This window comes from Leisingera sp. ANG-M7 (genome assembly GCF_000813965.1).
GTDB lineage: Bacteria > Pseudomonadota > Alphaproteobacteria > Rhodobacterales > Rhodobacteraceae > Leisingera.
In genome coordinates, this window is the sequence record NZ_JWLI01000004.1 from 90754 (window position 1) to 106115 (window position 15362).

Here is a 15362-nt window from a genome sequence, read left to right on the forward strand (position 1 = left end):
TTCTTTAGGGAACGATGGTGACCGGAACCGGAGCCGCCTGGGCCAGGCTGCCTGCGACAGAGCCGAACAGCCGCGAAGACAGTGCCGAATGGCCGGTGCGACCGATGATCAGATGGCTGGCGCCACTCTTCTTGATCACATCAATAAGGGTTTCCGCGATATGGCCGTATTTTAGTTCAGTCGAGACGGTGACACCGTCGTCTTCAAGGCTCTTGCGCACCGGTGCCAGCAAGGCGTCCTCTGCACGCTTCAGTTCTTCCTCGCGGCGCTTGTGGCGCTGCTCGATCTCCTCAGGCGTGAGGAAAGAATAGGGAGACCATTCCAGCACATGCGCGATCACCAGCTCTGCCCCTTGCGCTTTGGCAAGGCTGACGGCAAAAGCAAGCGCCGATTTGGCGGCCTCGCTGTCGTCATATCCAAGGACAATTTTATTCGACACGTTTTCCTCCTATCGATGGCGCATTCCTCTACGGGAGCGCCGGATCCGGGGTGTCAACGCCGGAAAAGCCGCCAGCGCAAGACCCATTGCCGTTCCCGCCTCATAAAAAAGGCGCAGTGCGGACAAACTGCCGCATTGAAACTGCGGCAGGTCCTTACTTATATTATATGCCTTTTTCAATATTGTCTTGCACTTACCGCATACACCCGCATACAGCGCCGCCAGCACGGTGCCGTGCCCGGGCAGCAACGTCCGAATTCCCGGCGGGCAGAATCCCCCTTTCCATTCGGTGCCGCCTCTGTATAAATCCCTGCCATGACCATTTGCGCAGATATCACTATTGCCGCCACCGCCACCCGCGGTGCAGCTCTGCGCGCCCTACTGATCCTAGCCCGCCTCTGAGCGTGCCCTTCCGGCGCGCCCGCTCAGAGGATTGCCGCACGCGCGCCATCGAAGGCTATGAATGCCCTGGAAGGGCCTAGGACAGAGACAAGAGATACCATCATGACAAACGCATCCCCGATTTCCGGCGACAAATCCCGTGTATTGATTTTCGACACGACCCTGCGCGACGGCGAACAGAGCCCCGGCGCCACCATGACCCATGACGAGAAGCTGGAGATCGCCGAGCTTCTGGACGAAATGGGCGTGGACATCATCGAGGCCGGCTTCCCGATTGCCTCTGAAGGCGACTTTGCCGCGGTGTCCGAAATTGCCGAACGCTCCAAGAACGCGATGATCTGCGGCTTGGCGCGCGCCAATTTCAAGGACATCGACCGCTGCGCCGAAGCGGTGCGCAAAGCCGCGCAGCCGCGCATCCACACCTTTATCGGCACCTCGCCGCTGCACCGCGCCATCCCGAACCTCACAATGGATGAGATGGCCGACAAGATCCACGAAACCGTGACCCACGCCCGCAACCTGGTGGAAAACGTGCAGTGGTCGCCGATGGATGCGACCCGGACCGAGTGGGATTACCTGTGCCGGGTGATCGAGATCGCCATCAAGGCCGGGGCCACCACCATCAACATCCCTGATACCGTGGGCTACACCGCACCCGCGGAAAGCGCCGACCTGATCAAGCGGCTGATCGAGACCGTGCCAGGGGCTGATGAGGTGGTCTTTGCCACCCATTGCCACAACGATCTGGGCATGGCGACCGCCAACGCCCTGGCCGCAGTTGCGGGTGGTGCGCGCCAGATCGAATGCACCATCAACGGCCTCGGCGAGCGGGCGGGCAACACCGCGCTGGAAGAGGTGGTGATGGCGCTGAAAACGCGCAATGACATCATGCCCTGGTCGACCGGCATTGACACCACCAAGATCATGCATGTCTCGCGCCGGGTCTCGACCGTCTCGGGCTTTGTGGTGCAGCCGAACAAAGCAATTGTCGGCAAGAATGCCTTTGCCCATGAAAGCGGAATCCACCAGGACGGCATGCTGAAGAACCGCGAGAACTTCGAGATCATGCGGCCCGAGGACATCGGCCTCTCCGGCACCTCGCTGCCCTTGGGCAAACACTCCGGCCGTGCGGCGCTGCGCGACAAGCTCGAGCACCTCGGCTATGACGTGGGCGACAACCAGCTGAAGGACGTCTTTGTCCGCTTCAAGGAACTGGCCGACCGCAAGAAGGAAGTGTTCGACGACGATCTCATCGCACTGATGCGCATTGGCACCGACGCGGAGAACGACCACCTTAAAATCGTGTCGATGAAGGTGGTCTGCGGCACCGGCGGCCCCGCGGAATCCACCGTCGAGATGGAGATCGACGGCAAGGACGTGACCGAAACCGCCGAGGGCGACGGCCCGGTGGATGCGACCTTCAAGGCGATCCGCATGATCTATCCGAACACCGCCCGGCTGCAGCTCTACCAGGTTCATGCGGTCACCGAGGGCACCGACGCACAGGCAACCGTCTCCGTGCGGCTGGAAGAGGACGGCAATATCGCCACCGGCGAAAGCGCCAACACCGATACGGTTGTGGCGTCGGCCAAGGCCTATGTGAACGCGCTGAACCGCCTGATCGTGCGCCGCGGCCGGGTTGGCGAAGGCGCGGACACCAAGGAGATTTCCTACAAGGATCTCGCCTGAGCCAGGATCCATTGAAAGAGAAAGGGCGCCCGCTGCGGCGCCCTTTTTTGTTGAGACCTAGTTCAGCCCGGCCCTGTGCAGCCCTTCGGTGAAATGCTGTTTGTCTTCGCTGCGGCCGTAATGCAGTCCGGCCAGCAGCCCTTCTGCTGTGGCGTCCGGCTGCATCACCCGGATTTGCGCCACACACTCCTGCGCCTGCTGAGTGCTGTCCAGCCAGCTGTGGCACGCCGCCACCAGTCCTGTCTGCACCGCGTCCAGCGCAGGCAAGCGTTTGAAATCCGTCAGCGCCTCCTCATAAAGGCGGGCGGTGAAATGCGCCTTGCCCAGATGGCTCCAGAACCGGACCGGGAAGTGCGGGTTGAGGCGCATCGCCTTCTGGATCCATTCCGCGCCCTCCTCCGGCCTGCCTTGCCAGGTCAGAAGCTCCCCCATCTGCACCACAACCAGATCATAGTTCGGGTTCAGGGACAGGGCGCGTTCCTGATGGTACTGCGCCTGGTCCAGGTCCTCTTGCAGGATGGACACCGCCGCCATCAGCCGGTGCACGTCCGCATCATTGTCATCCATCGACGCGGCTTTCTGAATCGCCTCCAGCGCAAGCTGCAGCATCGCCTCTGGATCGTCGCACCAGCCATACCCCCAGGCCTGACCGCGGATGCAACCGCGCCAGGCGTGCGCATGGGCAAATTCCGGGTCCAGCTCCACCGCGCGGTCGATCAGTTCCATCGCCTTTACATTGTTTTCCGCCGTGCTGCGGTGATGCAGCACCTTCGCCGCCAGCACGCATTCATAGGCCGCCAGGCTTGCGGGCTTCTTGCGCGAGACTTCATCCTGCTGCGCCGCCTCAATCCGCCCGGGAAGGGTTGCAACAATCGCCGATGTCACCTCATCTTGAATCTCAAAGATATCATCCAGTGTGCGGTCGTATTTCTCCGCCCAGATATGAGAGTCATTGCAGCTGTCGATCAGCTGCACGGTGATCCGCACCCGGTTGCCCCCCTTACGCACACTGCCTTCGACGATGTAGCGAGCACCGAGTTTCTCCGCCACTTCACGGATGTTCACCGCCTGCCCCTTGTAGACAAAGGTCGAATTGCGGGAGATCACAAACAGCTCATGGCGGCGGCTGAGCTCTGTCAGGATGTCCTCTGTCAGCCCGTCAACAAAGAACTCCTGCTCCGGGTCCCCGCTCATATTGGCGAAGGGCAGCACCGCTATGGAAGGTTTGACTACGGTAACCGGCTCAGCCGTATTGTGATCCGGGTCCGGCGCGGCACCGACGGCGTCGTTCTCCAGCAGAAGCCGGTAGACCTGCACCGGTTCCGCGATGTTTTTCAGCTGCTGCGGCCCCAGATCCTCGAACTGCAAGCTGCCCATCCGCCGGACCTGATCAAAAACCGCGGCAGAGATACAGACATCCCCGGTACCTGCAAATTGCTCCAGCCGGGCTGCCACGTTGACGCCGCTGCCGTAAATGTCGCCGTCATCAAAAATGATATCGCCAAGGTTCACGCCGATCCGGAACTGGATGCGTTTGTCTGGCACCACATCGGCGTTGCGGCGGCGCATCCGGTCCTGCACCTCGGCAGCGCAGGCTACGGCATCGCAGACGCTGGGGAATTCCACCAGCATCCCGTCGCCAGTGGTCTTGATGATGGAGCCGCGGTTCTTGGAGATCGCAGGGTCGATCAGTTCGATCCGGTGGGTGCGCAAACGGGCCAGCGTACCCTGCTCATCCACGTCCATCAGACGGCTGTAGCCAACCATATCTGCCGCCAGCACGGCGGCCAGCCTGCGTTCCATCTGGCGCCCTCCCTGCTGAGAAGCGTAGCGGGAAAGCGCTGGATATCAAAACCTATTAGAAACTCAACCGCGCAGGATCCGAGCTGCCAGCGCTGGCGATGGAGGCGGAGCACGCCGAGCAGCACTTGCAGCTGGCACCAGAAACCGCGGTGCTGGCAGAGGAGATGGCGCAGATCGTTCTGGAAACCATCCGCCGGTTCGCCCCGGCCGCAGGCCAGTTAGAAGCGCGCGACGTCATCGCCAAAGGTATGATCAACGCTGCTGCATTAGCCGACGAGGCTGGCGGCGCAGCACTGATTGCGCGAGTGGAACGCGCGATCCGGGGTTACTTGCGCGAAACCGCATCGAACAGCGCCGAAATCTGTGCGGCTTCCTCTGCCGCGCCGTAGGGCGCGTTGACCACGAACATGCCGCTGCCGACCATCCGGTGACCTTCGCGCACCGGCGGAAAGGTCACCTCGTGGCGCAGCGCATCTGGCAGCCCTTGCGCCTCCAGCACCATCAGCATCTGTTTGTGGCTGCCGTCCCTCAGGATCGGGTACCACAGCGCAATGACGCCGACGTTCCACTTTTTGTGCAGCAGGCCGATGATGCCGGGGATGCGGGCATAGTCGGATTTGATCTCGTAGCTGGGATCGATCAGCAGCAGGCCGCGGCGTGGTGTTGGCGGCGCCAGCGACAAGGCGAGTTCAAACCCGTCTTGCTGGTGCACCTTGGCCCTCCAGGGCCTCAGCGCGGCGCGCAGGGCGGCGTTTTCCTGAGGGTGCAACTCGGCAAAATGCAGCGTGTCGCCGACGCGCAGCAGTGAGGCTGCGATCAGCGGTGATCCGGGATAGGCGGCCGCGCCATGCGCCTTGCGGGTCTCCGACAGCGCGCGGTGCAGCGGATGATCTGCCGCCAGCCCCTGCTTTGCCAGCACCTTGGTGATGCCCTGCTCCGCCTCGCCTGTCTTCACGGCCTCGGGCGCATCCAGCTGATAGAGACCCCGGCCCGCGTGGGTCTCTATATAGCTGACCGGTTTGTCCTTGCGGGTGAGATAAGCCAGCATCCAGGCAAGCAGCGCGTGCTTCTGGACATCGGCCAGGTTCCCGGCGTGGTAGATGTGCTGATATGAGAGCATGAGCCCCCTCTAGCCGCTATTTTCAAAGGGCGGAAGAGGCCGCGTACGCTGGATAAACGGAATCTCAACCCCGCTGCGGCAGACTGCATCCCGACAAGATACCGCAGAATGCAGGTTCCCATGCCCCTCAGAATGAGCGCCCTTGCCCTGATCGTGACGTTTCTGGCGCTGCTGATTTGCACAGCAGCCGCCGTCAGCGCGCAAGGCTATTCGCTGGTTGGCAATAATTTCTTCCTGCAAAAGGCCTCTGCCCCGATGCCAGGACCGGCGCCCGCCGCTGCGGCCCCTGCGCCGCAGGCGGTTGCCAGCCTGCTGCCGGACACCTTGCCCGGCGCGGATCAGGGGCGCGGGGCGGTGTCGCTCAACCCCGGTGCGGCCAGCCTGTTCCGCGGCCGCAGCGGCGGCGGGCTGTTTGCCCCGATCCTGAAGGCCCCGCCCAGCGTCAAGCGCCTTCTCGATCTGATCGCCAGCGCTGAGGCCGGCAAGGCGCAGTACGATGCGGTGCAGTACGGGGCCACCCGCAAGCCGCCGAAGAAGCCGACAAGCATGACCATCGCAGAAATCAACACCTGGATCGACACCACCCCGGGACAGCCCCATGCCATCGGGCGCTATCAGTTCATCCCAGCAACACTGCGGCGGCTCGTTAAGCATCAGGGGGTGAAACCGCAGGCGCGCTTCACGCCGGAGCTGCAGGACCAGCTGGCGCATCAGCTGATCGAGGAAGCTGGTTACAGTGCATTCCTGGCATCAGAGATGCCGCGCAAGACCTTCATGCTGAACCTGGCCAAGATCTGGGCCGGGCTGCCAATCTCCACCGGTAAATCCTATTACGAGGGCTATGCCGGCAACAGCGCCAGCCTGACCTGGGCTCATTTCGACGCCGAAATGAAGCGGATCTTCCGAAGCTGACGGCCAGACGTTCCGAAGCAGCCCCTTACAGACCAGGCACACCTTTCAGCTGCAGCAGGAACAGTGCAGGAACGCGGCTAGGTTGAGGCTCTATATAGTGGGCGGAAAGGCGCTGTTTCACCATAATACGCCCTTTCGCGGGCCAGCCGTGCCGCTTATAAGGTTTGGGAAGGCGGCTTCTGCGGGGAGTCGCCCAAGGAATATTGGCAGCACTCACAGGATCCCTTCTATATGGCGCTTTTCGGAAACTTGGGCGGTCTGTTCTCCTCGGACATGGCCATCGACCTCGGCACAGCCAACACTCTGGTCTATGTCAAGGGCCGCGGGGTGATCCTGTCCGAACCTTCCGTGGTTGCCTACCACGTCAAGGACGGCGTCAAGAAAGTGCTGGCCGTGGGCGAAGACGCCAAACTGATGCTGGGCCGCACCCCCGGCTCGATCGAGGCGATCCGGCCGATGCGCGAAGGTGTTATTGCCGACTTCGACACCGCCGAAGAGATGATCAAGCACTTCATCCGCAAGGTGCACAAGCGCTCGACCTTCTCCAAACCCAAGATCATCGTCTGCGTGCCGCATGGCGCGACCCCGGTTGAAAAACGCGCAATCCGCCAATCAGTACTGTCCGCAGGCGCCCGCCGCGCTGGCCTGATTGCCGAACCCATCGCCGCCGCCATCGGTGCCGGCATGCCGATCACCGACCCGACCGGCAACATGGTTGTCGACATCGGCGGCGGCACCACCGAGGTGGCAGTTCTGTCGCTGGGTGACATCGTTTACGCCCGCTCTGTACGCGTCGGCGGCGACCGCATGGATGAGGCAATCATCAGCTACCTGCGCCGCCAGCAAAACCTTCTGGTGGGTGAATCCACTGCCGAGCGCATCAAGACTTCCATCGGCACCGCCCGGATGCCCGACGACGGCCGCGGCCAGTCGATGCAGATCCGCGGCCGCGACCTGCTGAACGGCGTGCCGAAAGAAATTGAGATTTCCCAGGCCCAGGTCGCCGAAGCGCTCGCCGAGCCTGTGCAGCAGATTTGCGAGGCGGTGATGACCGCGCTGGAAACCACCCCGCCGGATCTGGCCGCCGACATCGTTGACCGCGGTGTTATGCTGACTGGCGGCGGTGCACTGCTGGGCGATCTGGACCTTGCCCTGCGTGAGCAGACCGGCCTGGCCGTCTCCATCGCGGACGAGAGCCTCAATTGCGTGGCGCTTGGAACCGGTAAGGCGCTGGAGTTCGAAAAGCAGCTGGCCCACGCCATCGACTACGACAGCTAACAGCCCCGCCCGCCAGAACGGCGCCAGCTGACAGGCTGGAGTGGCGGCTGGAAGGAGAGACGTGGCAAAGGACAAGTCACAGCGCGACGATTACGCAACCCCGCTGCGGCGTCTGCTGACAGCGGTTCTGTGTCTGTGCCTCGCGGCAATTTTTGTCGTCTGGCGGATCGACAGCCCGCGGGTGGAACGGTTCCGCGCCCAAGTGGTGGACACGGTGGTGCCCAATATGGACTGGGCGATGGTCCCGGTCACCGCCACAATCAACCTGATCCGCGATTTCCAAAGCTACCAGAGGCTGGCCGAGCAGAACCGCGAGCTGCGCAGCGAACTGCGGCAGATGCGGGCCTGGAAAGAGGCCGCATTGCAGCTGGAACAGGAAAATGCCCGGCTTCTGGACCTCAACAACGTGCGTCTGGATCCGCAGCTCACCTATATCACCGGGGTTGTGATGGCCGACAGCGGCTCGCCCTTCCGCCAGTCGGTGCTGCTGAACGTCGGCAGCCGCGACGGGGTGCATGACGGCTGGGCCGCGATGGACGGCATCGGTCTGGTGGGACGGATTTCAGGCACCGGGCGCAACACCGCGCGGGTGATCCTGCTGACAGATGCCGCAAGCGCTGTCCCCGCCACCATCCAGCCCTCCGGCCAGACCGCTCTGGTCACCGGTGACAACAGCGCCGCGCCAGTACTCAGCTTTCTGGAAAACCCCGACCTGGTGCGCCCCGGCGACCGGGTGATCTCCTCCGGCGACGGCGCCGTCTTTCCGGCTGGCCTGCTGATCGGCCAGGTGGCAAAGGACCGCTCGGGCCGGATGCGGGTGCGGCTGTCTGCTGACTATGGCCGGCTGGAATTCCTGCGGGTGCTTCGCCATCACGGAACGCAAGTGATCCAGGATCCGGGCGGGCTGGTCGGCGCCGCCCCCGGCGATCCGCAACCCCAGCCGCGGCCCGAAACCCTGGGGGAGGACAGCGCCGAAGGCGCGGCTGAGGCCGGCAATGGCTAACACCTCGCCAGCCCGGATCTGGACCATGCGCGCGGCCTTCCCCGCAGTTGCGCTGCTGATCATGTTCTTCCACTTGCTGCCGCTGGAAACCGAGCCGCGGTTCTGGTCACCGCCGGATCTGCTGCTGGCGCTAGCCATGGCCTGGAGCCTGCGCCGCCCGGACTATGTGCCCGCGCTGTCCATCGGCCTAGTGATGCTGCTGGCGGATTTGCTGTTCCACCGCCCACCGGGGCTGCTGGCGCTGCTGACGGTGCTGGGGTGCGGCTTCCTCAAGGGCCGCGCGGCACCCCACCGGGAAAGCACCTTTGCAAGCGAATGGCTGGCTGTTGCGCTGGCGCTGGCCGGGATTGCCACACTGAACCGGCTGATCCTGACCCTTTTCGGGGTTGCCCAGGCGCAGCTAAGCCTGACCGTTATCCAGGTTGTGATGACCATCGCCGCCTATCCGCTGGCAGTTTGGGCCAGCCAGTCTATTCTGGGGGTGCGCAAGCTATCCCCTGCTGAAGCTGAAACCCTGGTGAGCCGCTGATGAAACGCAATCCCAAGGATCTGGATGCCGCACATGGCAAGATGACCCGGCGGGCGCTGTTCCTGGGCGGGCTGCAGCTGGCCTTTGCCGGGGGGCTGGCCGCCCGGATGCGCTATCTGCAGGTGGACCAAGCCGATGAGTTCCGCCTGCTGGCTGAGGAGAACCGGATCAATATCCGGCTGCTACCGCCCGCCCGCGGCCAGATCTTTGACCGCAACGGATTGATTATCGCGCAAAACTCGCCCTCCTACAGGATCACCGTTGTGCCGGAGGATGCGGGTGACGTGGAGTCGGTGATCGCCAAACTCTCCAACCTGGTGCCGCTGGATCCGGAAGATCTGGAGCGCGCCCGCACCGAGATGCGCCGCTCGCCGCCGTTCCTCCCAATTACCCTAGCGGATCAGATCGGCTGGGAGGATATTTCCAAGGTCGCGGTGAACGCCCCTGCCCTGCCCGGTGTGACGCCTGAGGTGGGCCTGACGCGGGTCTACCCGCAGCTTGGCGACTTCGCACATGTGATTGGTTATGTCGGCCCGGTCTCCGATTATGATCTGAGCAAAATGGAAGACCCGGAGCCGGTCTTGATGATCCCGCGTTTCCAGATCGGCAAGGTCGGCTTCGAGGCCAAGCGCGAGGATGTGCTGCGTGGCAAGGCCGGTGCCAAACGGGTGGAGGTCAATGCCACCGGCAGGGTGATGCGCGAGCTGGACCGGCGCGAAGGGATCTCCGGCGCTGACATGCAGCTGACCATCGACGCCGAACTGCAAAACTATGTGCAGGCGCGGCTTGGCCGGGAAAGCGCTGCTGCGGTGGTGATCGACTGCGAGGATGGCGATATCCGTGCGATCTGTTCCTCGCCCAGCTTCGACCCCAACCTGTTCGTGCGCGGTATCTCGGTCGCCGACTACCGGATGCTGACCGAGGACAACTACCGCCCCCTGTCCAACAAGACGGTGCAGGGCACCTACCCGCCCGGCTCCACGTTCAAGATGATCACCGCGCTGGCCGCATTGGAGAACGGCGTTGTCGGGCCGGAGGAAACTGTCTGGTGCCCCGGCCACCTGAAGGTTGCCGGCCGCCGCTTCCACTGCTGGAAACGGGCCGGCCACGGGCATGTGGACCTGAACACCTCGCTAAAGCGGTCCTGCGATGTCTATTACTATGACGTTGCCATCAAGACCGGGATCGACAGGATTTCTGAAATGGCCAATCTGTTCGGCCTGGGCATTAAACACGATCTGCCAATGTCCGCAGTCGCCCAGGGGATCACCCCTACCAAGGAATGGAAATCCAGCTCCTATGGAAAGGATTGGCTGATCGGCGATACGGCAAACGCCTCGATCGGACAGGGCTACATGCTGGCGTCGCCTCTGCAACTCGCCGTCATGTCAGCACGGATTGCCACCGGCCGCAGCGTGACGCCACGTCTGCTGAAATCGCTGGACGGTGTCGAGCAGCCCAGCGGCGCAGGCGAGCCGTTGCCAGTCAGCGAAAACAGCCTGCGCATGGTGCGCCGCGGTATGTATTCGGTCAGCAATGACCGGCGCGGTACCGCCTACCGCTCCCGCATTGTTCCCAAGGAAATGGAGATGGCCGGCAAGACAGGCACCAGCCAGGTCCGCAACATCACCGCCGCCGAACGTGCAGCGGGGGTTATCCGCAACGAGGACCTGCCGTGGGAACGGCGCGACCATGCCCTGTTTGTCTGCTTTGCGCCCTATGACAAGCCGAAATTTGCGGTTGCTGTGGTGGTTGAACACGGTGGCGGCGGTTCCAAAGCGGCGGCACCGGTTGCCCGCGACGTGATGCTTCAGGCGCTGTACAACGGCACCCCGCCGCTGGAGGCCTACCCCAAGGCCGACCGCAGCCGGATCAAGGCACAGCAGGAACGGCTGGAGCGCGAACGCGTCAAGCGCCCGCTGGGCAGCAGGAGCAGCCGGGCATGAGCTATCTTGAGTACCACGCCAAATCGACCCCCACCGGCCTGCGCAAGGTATTGCATTTGAACTGGGGGCTGACGCTCCTGCTGATTACCGTTTCGAGCGTCGGCTTTCTGATGCTCTATTCGGTGGCGGGCGGGTCCTTCAGTCCCTGGGTGGAACCACAAGTCAAACGCTTTGCCCTTGGCCTGGGCGTGATGTTTGTGGTGGCGATGATTCCGATCTGGTTCTGGCGCAATATCTCGGTGGTAGCCTACTTGGGGTCGCTGGCCCTGCTGGTCGCGGTGGAACTGTTCGGCACCGTCGGCATGGGGGCGCAGCGCTGGATCGACATCGGCTTTATGCGGCTGCAGCCGTCGGAGGTAACCAAAATCGCGCTGGTGATGCTGCTGGCCGCCTATTACGACTGGCTGCCAGCCGAGAAGACCTCGCGCCCCTTGTGGGTGCTGCTGCCGGTGGCGCTGATCCTCATCCCCACCGCACTGGTGCTGAAGCAGCCGGACCTTGGCACATCGATCCTGCTGATGGCTGCAGGCGGCGGCGTGATGTTCCTGGCGGGTGTGCACTGGGCCTATTTCGTGGCGGTGATTGCGGCCGGCGCGGGGCTGGTCAGCGCGGTGTTCCAAAGCCGAGGCACCGACTGGCAGCTGCTGAAGGACTACCAGTTCCGCCGCATCGACACTTTCCTTGACCCTTCGCAGGACCCGTTGGGCGCGGGTTATCACATCACCCAGTCCAAGATCGCGCTGGGGTCCGGCGGCTGGTCCGGGCGCGGTTTCATGCAAGGCACACAGTCGCGGCTCAACTTCCTGCCGGAAAAGCACACCGACTTCATCTTCACCACCCTGGCTGAGGAATTCGGCTTCATCGGTGGCGTGACCCTTCTGTCCATCTACATGCTGATCATCGTGTTCTGCATTGCCTCAGCGATTGCCGCCAAGGACCGGTTCTCCTCGCTGGTGATCATGGGCATCGCCATCACCTTCTTCCTGTTCTTTGCCGTGAACATGTCGATGGTGATGGGGCTGGCACCGGTAGTCGGGGTGCCGCTGCCGATGGTCTCCTACGGTGGCTCGGCGATGCTGGTGCTTCTGGGTGCCTTCGGCATCGTGCAAAGCGCCCATATCCACCGCCCGCGCCAGGCCTCACGTTAGATATTCAGGGAGTTTCCATGACCGCCAATGTCCTGTTTGCAGGCCGCCCTGACGCTTGGCCCGCCTACGAGCCGCTTTTGAAGACAGAACTCTCCCGGCTGGCTGTGGACGCCGACCTGCGCAACGAGTTCCCGCCGGAAGACGTGGACTACATAGTCTACGCCCCCAGCGGACCGGTCAGCGATTTCACCGCCTTCACCCGGCTGAAGGCCGTCCTGAGTCTGTGGGCAGGCGTTGAAAAAATCGTGCCAGTCGTGCCCGCTGGAATGCCGCTCACGCGGATGGTGGACGCAGGGCTCGAACGAGGCATGACAGAATGGGTTGTTGGCCACACGCTGCGCTACCATCTGGGCATGGACACCCATATCCTGCGGCAGAACGGACGCTGGGAGCCCAAGGCCCCTCCGCTGGCCAAAGACAGGAACGTCACGGTAATGGGTCTAGGGGCCCTCGGCACCGCCTCGGCTTTGGCTCTGGCCGCGCTTGGCTTTCAGGTTTCGGGCTGGAGCCGGACGCAGAAGGAGATCGCAGGCGTGACCTGCCATTCCGGTGCGGATGGGCTGAAGGCGGCATTGGCGCATGCAGAGATCGTCATTCTGCTGCTGCCGGACACGCCGGCCACCGAAAACACCCTGAATGCGGACACACTGGCGCTGCTGCCGGCGGGAGCCAAAATTATCAACCCGGGCCGCGGTCCGCTGATTGATGACGATGCGCTGCTGACGGCACTGGACAACGGTCAGATCGGCCATGCAACGCTGGACGTGTTCCGCGTCGAGCCGCTGCCGCCGGAACACCCCTATTGGGCGCATCCCAATGTGACGGTGACCCCGCATATCGCCTCGGAAACCCGCGAAAGCACCGCGGCGGAGGTGATCGCCGAAAACATCCGCCGCGGTGAGGCGGGGGAGCCGCTGCTGCATCTGGTCGACCGCAGCCTCGGCTACTGAACGCAAAAGAGCGGACCGCCGTCCGCGCTTTTATCTTTCCCCAAATACTCAATCCGCAGGCAGAGCCCGCTGAGGAGCATCTCCTACTCTGCGGCCAGACCGCGGCCCTTCAGCAGCGCCTCCACACCCGGCAGGCGACCGCGGAACGCGGTGTAAAGCTCTGCCGGATCAACCGACCCGCCGGTGGAGAGGATATGTTCCTCAAGCGCCTTGGCGCGCTCCGCATCAAAGGCCCCGCCCGCTTCCTCAAAAGCGGCAAAGGCATCCGCGTCCATCACCTCTGACCACATGTAGCTGTAGTAGCCCGAGGAATAGCCGTCGCCTGCAAACACATGCGCGAAATGCGGCGTGGCGTGGCGCATGATGATCGCTCGCGGCATGCCGATTTCCTCCAGCACCTCGGCCTGCTTGGCCATCGGGTCGGAGGGTGCAGGGCCATCGTGGAAGGCAAGGTCGACAAGGGCGGACGCGACATATTCCACCGTCTGAAATCCCATGTCGAAATTGGCCGCCCCCAGCACCTTCTCCAGCATCTCCTGCGGCATCGGTTCGCCGGTTTCGGCGTGGGTGGCAAATTCCTGCAGCACTTCCGGCACTTCCAGCCAGTGTTCATACAATTGGCTGGGCAGCTCCACGAAATCACGCGCCACCGAGGTGCCCGAGACGCTTTCGTAGGTCACATTGGACAGCATCTGATGCAGCGCGTGTCCAAACTCATGGAACAGGGTGCGGGCATCATCCCAGGACAGCAACGCCGGATCGCCCTTGGCAAAGTTGCAGACGTTGATCACCACCGGCGCCTGCACTTCAGGGAACTTGGCCTGCTGCCGCATCGCGGAACACCAGGCACCGGAGCGTTTGGAGCCGCGGGCGAAGTAATCGCCGATGAACACCGCCACATGGCGCCCGTTCCGGGTCACCTCCCAGGCACGGCAGTCGGGGTGGTAAAGCGGCACATCGAGCGGTGCGAACTCCAGCCCGAACAGGCGGCTGGCGCAGGCAAAAGACGCCTCGATCAGCCGGTCCAGCTGCAGGTAGGGCTTCAGCGCTGCCTCATCCAGGTCATGCTCGGCCTTGCGGCGTTTCTCCGCGTAGTAGCGCCAGTCCCACGGTTCCAGATCGCCGTTGACTCCGTCCGCCTGCATCATTTCAGTCAGGATCTGCGCGTCCTCATCGGCGCGCGACTTGGCGGCCTCCCAGACCTCCATCAAGAGCCCGCGCACGGCCTCCGGCGTTTTGGCCATTTCGGTTTCCAGCTTGTAGGCTGCGAAGTTTTCGTAACCCAGCAGCTGCGCGCGTTCTTCACGCAGCTGCAGGATCTCCGCTGCGATGGCGCGGTTGTCGGTCCCGCCGCCATTGGCGCCGCGGGCGGCCCAGGCGTTGAAGGCTTTCTCGCGCAGGTCGCGGCGCGGCGAGAACTGCAGAAAGGGCGTGATCAGCGAACGGGACAGGGTGACCACCGGGCCGTCCTTGCCCTTTTCCTCGCCGGCCGCACGGGCTGCCTTGACCACGAACTCCGGCAGGCCTTCCAGATCGTCCTCGCTGAGCTCCATGTACCACTCGCGCTCATCCGCCAGCAGGTTCTGGGTGAACTGGGTTCCCAGGGTGGCCAGACGACCCTTGATCTCCTGCATCCGGGTATCGGCGCCACCTTCCAGCGCCGCGCCGCCGCGGACAAAGCCGCGATGGGTCAGCATCAGCACCCGCTGCTGTTCATCCGTCAGGTCCAGCTCCGCGCGCTGATCCCACACCGCCTTGATGCGCGCATAAAGCGCCTTGTTGGCGGTGATGGCGGAGAAATGCGCCGCAAGTTTCGGAGAGAACGCCCGCTGCAGCTCTTCCCGCTTGGGATTGCTGTCGGCGCCGGCCACAGTGAAGAACACACCCAGCACCTGCTCTAGCTCGCGGCAGGGTGTCTCCAGCGCCTCGATCACATTGGCGAATCCAGGCGGCTCGGAGCTGTTTGCGATGGCGTCGATCTGCGCCTTGTGCGCCTCCAGCGCCTGCTCCAGTGCGGGGGCAAAGTCATCGTCGGAAATGCTGTTGAACGGGGCAATTTCAAACGGCGTGTCCCAGCGGGACAAAAGCGGGTTGGACATGTGAATGATCTCCTTTGAAGGCGACGCTAGCGGCAAAGACAGGT

The 15362-nt window shown here is 63.2% G+C and carries 13 protein-coding genes; 9 read left to right on the forward strand and 4 right to left on the reverse strand.

Going from position 1 to position 15362, the window contains the following annotated elements:
• Positions 1–4 precede the first annotated feature (4 nt).
• Positions 5–439, reverse strand: coding sequence for a universal stress protein (locus RA26_RS04935; protein WP_039180740.1), 435 nt, complete (start codon positions 437–439; stop codon positions 5–7).
• 504 nt (positions 440–943) lie between these two features.
• Here RA26_RS04935 and RA26_RS04940 point away from each other — a divergent pair.
• A complete protein-coding gene (locus tag RA26_RS04940; RefSeq protein ID WP_039180743.1) occupies positions 944–2530 on the forward strand; it encodes a 2-isopropylmalate synthase in 1587 nt (528 codons plus the stop codon).
• 57 nt (positions 2531–2587) lie between these two features.
• Here the strand turns inward: RA26_RS04940 and RA26_RS04945 are convergent, their stop codons facing one another.
• A complete protein-coding gene (locus RA26_RS04945; protein ID WP_039180747.1) occupies positions 2588–4333 on the reverse strand; it encodes an adenylate/guanylate cyclase domain-containing protein in 1746 nt (581 codons plus the stop codon).
• A gap of 98 nt (positions 4334–4431) precedes the next feature.
• Here RA26_RS04945 and RA26_RS04950 point away from each other — a divergent pair, with 98 nt between their 5' ends.
• The gene (locus RA26_RS04950) at positions 4432–4722 is read left to right on the forward strand and encodes a hypothetical protein (protein ID WP_039180750.1); all 291 of its coding nucleotides are present in this window, start codon (positions 4432–4434) and stop codon (positions 4720–4722) included.
• Here RA26_RS04950 and RA26_RS04955 read toward each other — a convergent pair.
• Positions 4659–5453: a 23S rRNA (adenine(2030)-N(6))-methyltransferase RlmJ gene (locus tag RA26_RS04955; RefSeq protein ID WP_039180753.1), complete on the reverse strand. Its 795-nt coding sequence runs from the start codon at positions 5451–5453 to the stop codon at positions 4659–4661. The two genes, RA26_RS04950 and RA26_RS04955, sit on opposite strands and share 64 nt — an antisense overlap.
• Before the next feature lie 132 nt (positions 5454–5585).
• On the opposite strand from RA26_RS04955, the gene RA26_RS04960 reads away from it, so the two are divergent.
• The 7 genes from RA26_RS04960 (at position 5586) to RA26_RS04990 (ending at position 13219) form a co-directional block, all read left to right on the forward strand.
• The gene (locus tag RA26_RS04960; RefSeq protein ID WP_039180756.1) at positions 5586–6365 is read left to right on the forward strand and encodes a hypothetical protein; all 780 of its coding nucleotides are present in this window, start codon (positions 5586–5588) and stop codon (positions 6363–6365) included.
• Between the two features lie 231 nt (positions 6366–6596).
• Positions 6597–7643 carry a rod shape-determining protein gene (locus tag RA26_RS04965; RefSeq protein WP_019297721.1) on the forward strand — a complete coding sequence of 349 codons (1047 nt, stop codon included), beginning with the start codon at positions 6597–6599 and terminating at the stop codon, positions 7641–7643.
• Between the two features lie 61 nt (positions 7644–7704).
• Positions 7705–8646 (forward strand): rod shape-determining protein MreC, encoded by a 942-nt coding sequence (gene mreC, locus RA26_RS04970; protein WP_039180759.1) that lies wholly within the window; start codon positions 7705–7707, stop codon positions 8644–8646.
• Positions 8639–9175 carry a hypothetical protein gene (locus tag RA26_RS04975; protein WP_039180761.1) on the forward strand — a complete coding sequence of 179 codons (537 nt, stop codon included), beginning with the start codon at positions 8639–8641 and terminating at the stop codon, positions 9173–9175. Before mreC ends, RA26_RS04975 begins: the two co-directional genes overlap by 8 nt.
• Positions 9175–11121, forward strand: coding sequence for a penicillin-binding protein 2 (mrdA, locus tag RA26_RS04980; protein ID WP_039180764.1), 1947 nt, complete (start codon positions 9175–9177; stop codon positions 11119–11121). Before RA26_RS04975 ends, mrdA begins: the two co-directional genes overlap by 1 nt.
• Positions 11118–12269: a rod shape-determining protein RodA gene (rodA, locus tag RA26_RS04985; RefSeq protein WP_039180767.1), complete on the forward strand. Its 1152-nt coding sequence runs from the start codon at positions 11118–11120 to the stop codon at positions 12267–12269. The genes mrdA and rodA overlap by 4 nt, the downstream gene beginning before the upstream one ends.
• 17 nt (positions 12270–12286) lie before the next feature.
• Positions 12287–13219: a 2-hydroxyacid dehydrogenase gene (locus tag RA26_RS04990; RefSeq protein WP_039180769.1), complete on the forward strand. Its 933-nt coding sequence runs from the start codon at positions 12287–12289 to the stop codon at positions 13217–13219.
• Positions 13220–13302: 83 nt separating this feature from the next.
• On the opposite strand, the gene RA26_RS04995 is transcribed toward RA26_RS04990, so the two are convergent.
• Positions 13303–15318 (reverse strand): M3 family metallopeptidase, encoded by a 2016-nt coding sequence (locus RA26_RS04995; protein WP_039180772.1) that lies wholly within the window; start codon positions 15316–15318, stop codon positions 13303–13305.
• Positions 15319–15362: the final 44 nt, after the last annotated feature.

What these genes read in the sequence shown, in the direction of transcription:
- RA26_RS04940 (WP_039180743.1), top strand. Translation starts at nt 944, where the DNA reads ATGACAAACGCATCCCCGATTTCCGGCGACAAATCCCGTGTATTGATT.
- RA26_RS04945 (WP_039180747.1), bottom strand. Translation starts at nt 4,333, where the DNA reads ATGGAACGCAGGCTGGCCGCCGTGCTGGCGGCAGATATGGTTGGCTAC.
- RA26_RS04950 (WP_039180750.1), top strand. Translation starts at nt 4,432, where the DNA reads ATGGAGGCGGAGCACGCCGAGCAGCACTTGCAGCTGGCACCAGAAACC.
- RA26_RS04955 (WP_039180753.1), bottom strand. Translation starts at nt 5,453, where the DNA reads ATGCTCTCATATCAGCACATCTACCACGCCGGGAACCTGGCCGATGTC.
- RA26_RS04960 (WP_039180756.1), top strand. Translation starts at nt 5,586, where the DNA reads ATGAGCGCCCTTGCCCTGATCGTGACGTTTCTGGCGCTGCTGATTTGC.
- RA26_RS04965 (WP_019297721.1), top strand. Translation starts at nt 6,597, where the DNA reads ATGGCGCTTTTCGGAAACTTGGGCGGTCTGTTCTCCTCGGACATGGCC.
- RA26_RS04975 (WP_039180761.1), top strand. Translation starts at nt 8,639, where the DNA reads ATGGCTAACACCTCGCCAGCCCGGATCTGGACCATGCGCGCGGCCTTC.
- mrdA (WP_039180764.1), top strand. Translation starts at nt 9,175, where the DNA reads ATGAAACGCAATCCCAAGGATCTGGATGCCGCACATGGCAAGATGACC.
- rodA (WP_039180767.1), top strand. Translation starts at nt 11,118, where the DNA reads ATGAGCTATCTTGAGTACCACGCCAAATCGACCCCCACCGGCCTGCGC.
- RA26_RS04990 (WP_039180769.1), top strand. Translation starts at nt 12,287, where the DNA reads ATGACCGCCAATGTCCTGTTTGCAGGCCGCCCTGACGCTTGGCCCGCC.
- RA26_RS04995 (WP_039180772.1), bottom strand. Translation starts at nt 15,318, where the DNA reads ATGTCCAACCCGCTTTTGTCCCGCTGGGACACGCCGTTTGAAATTGCC.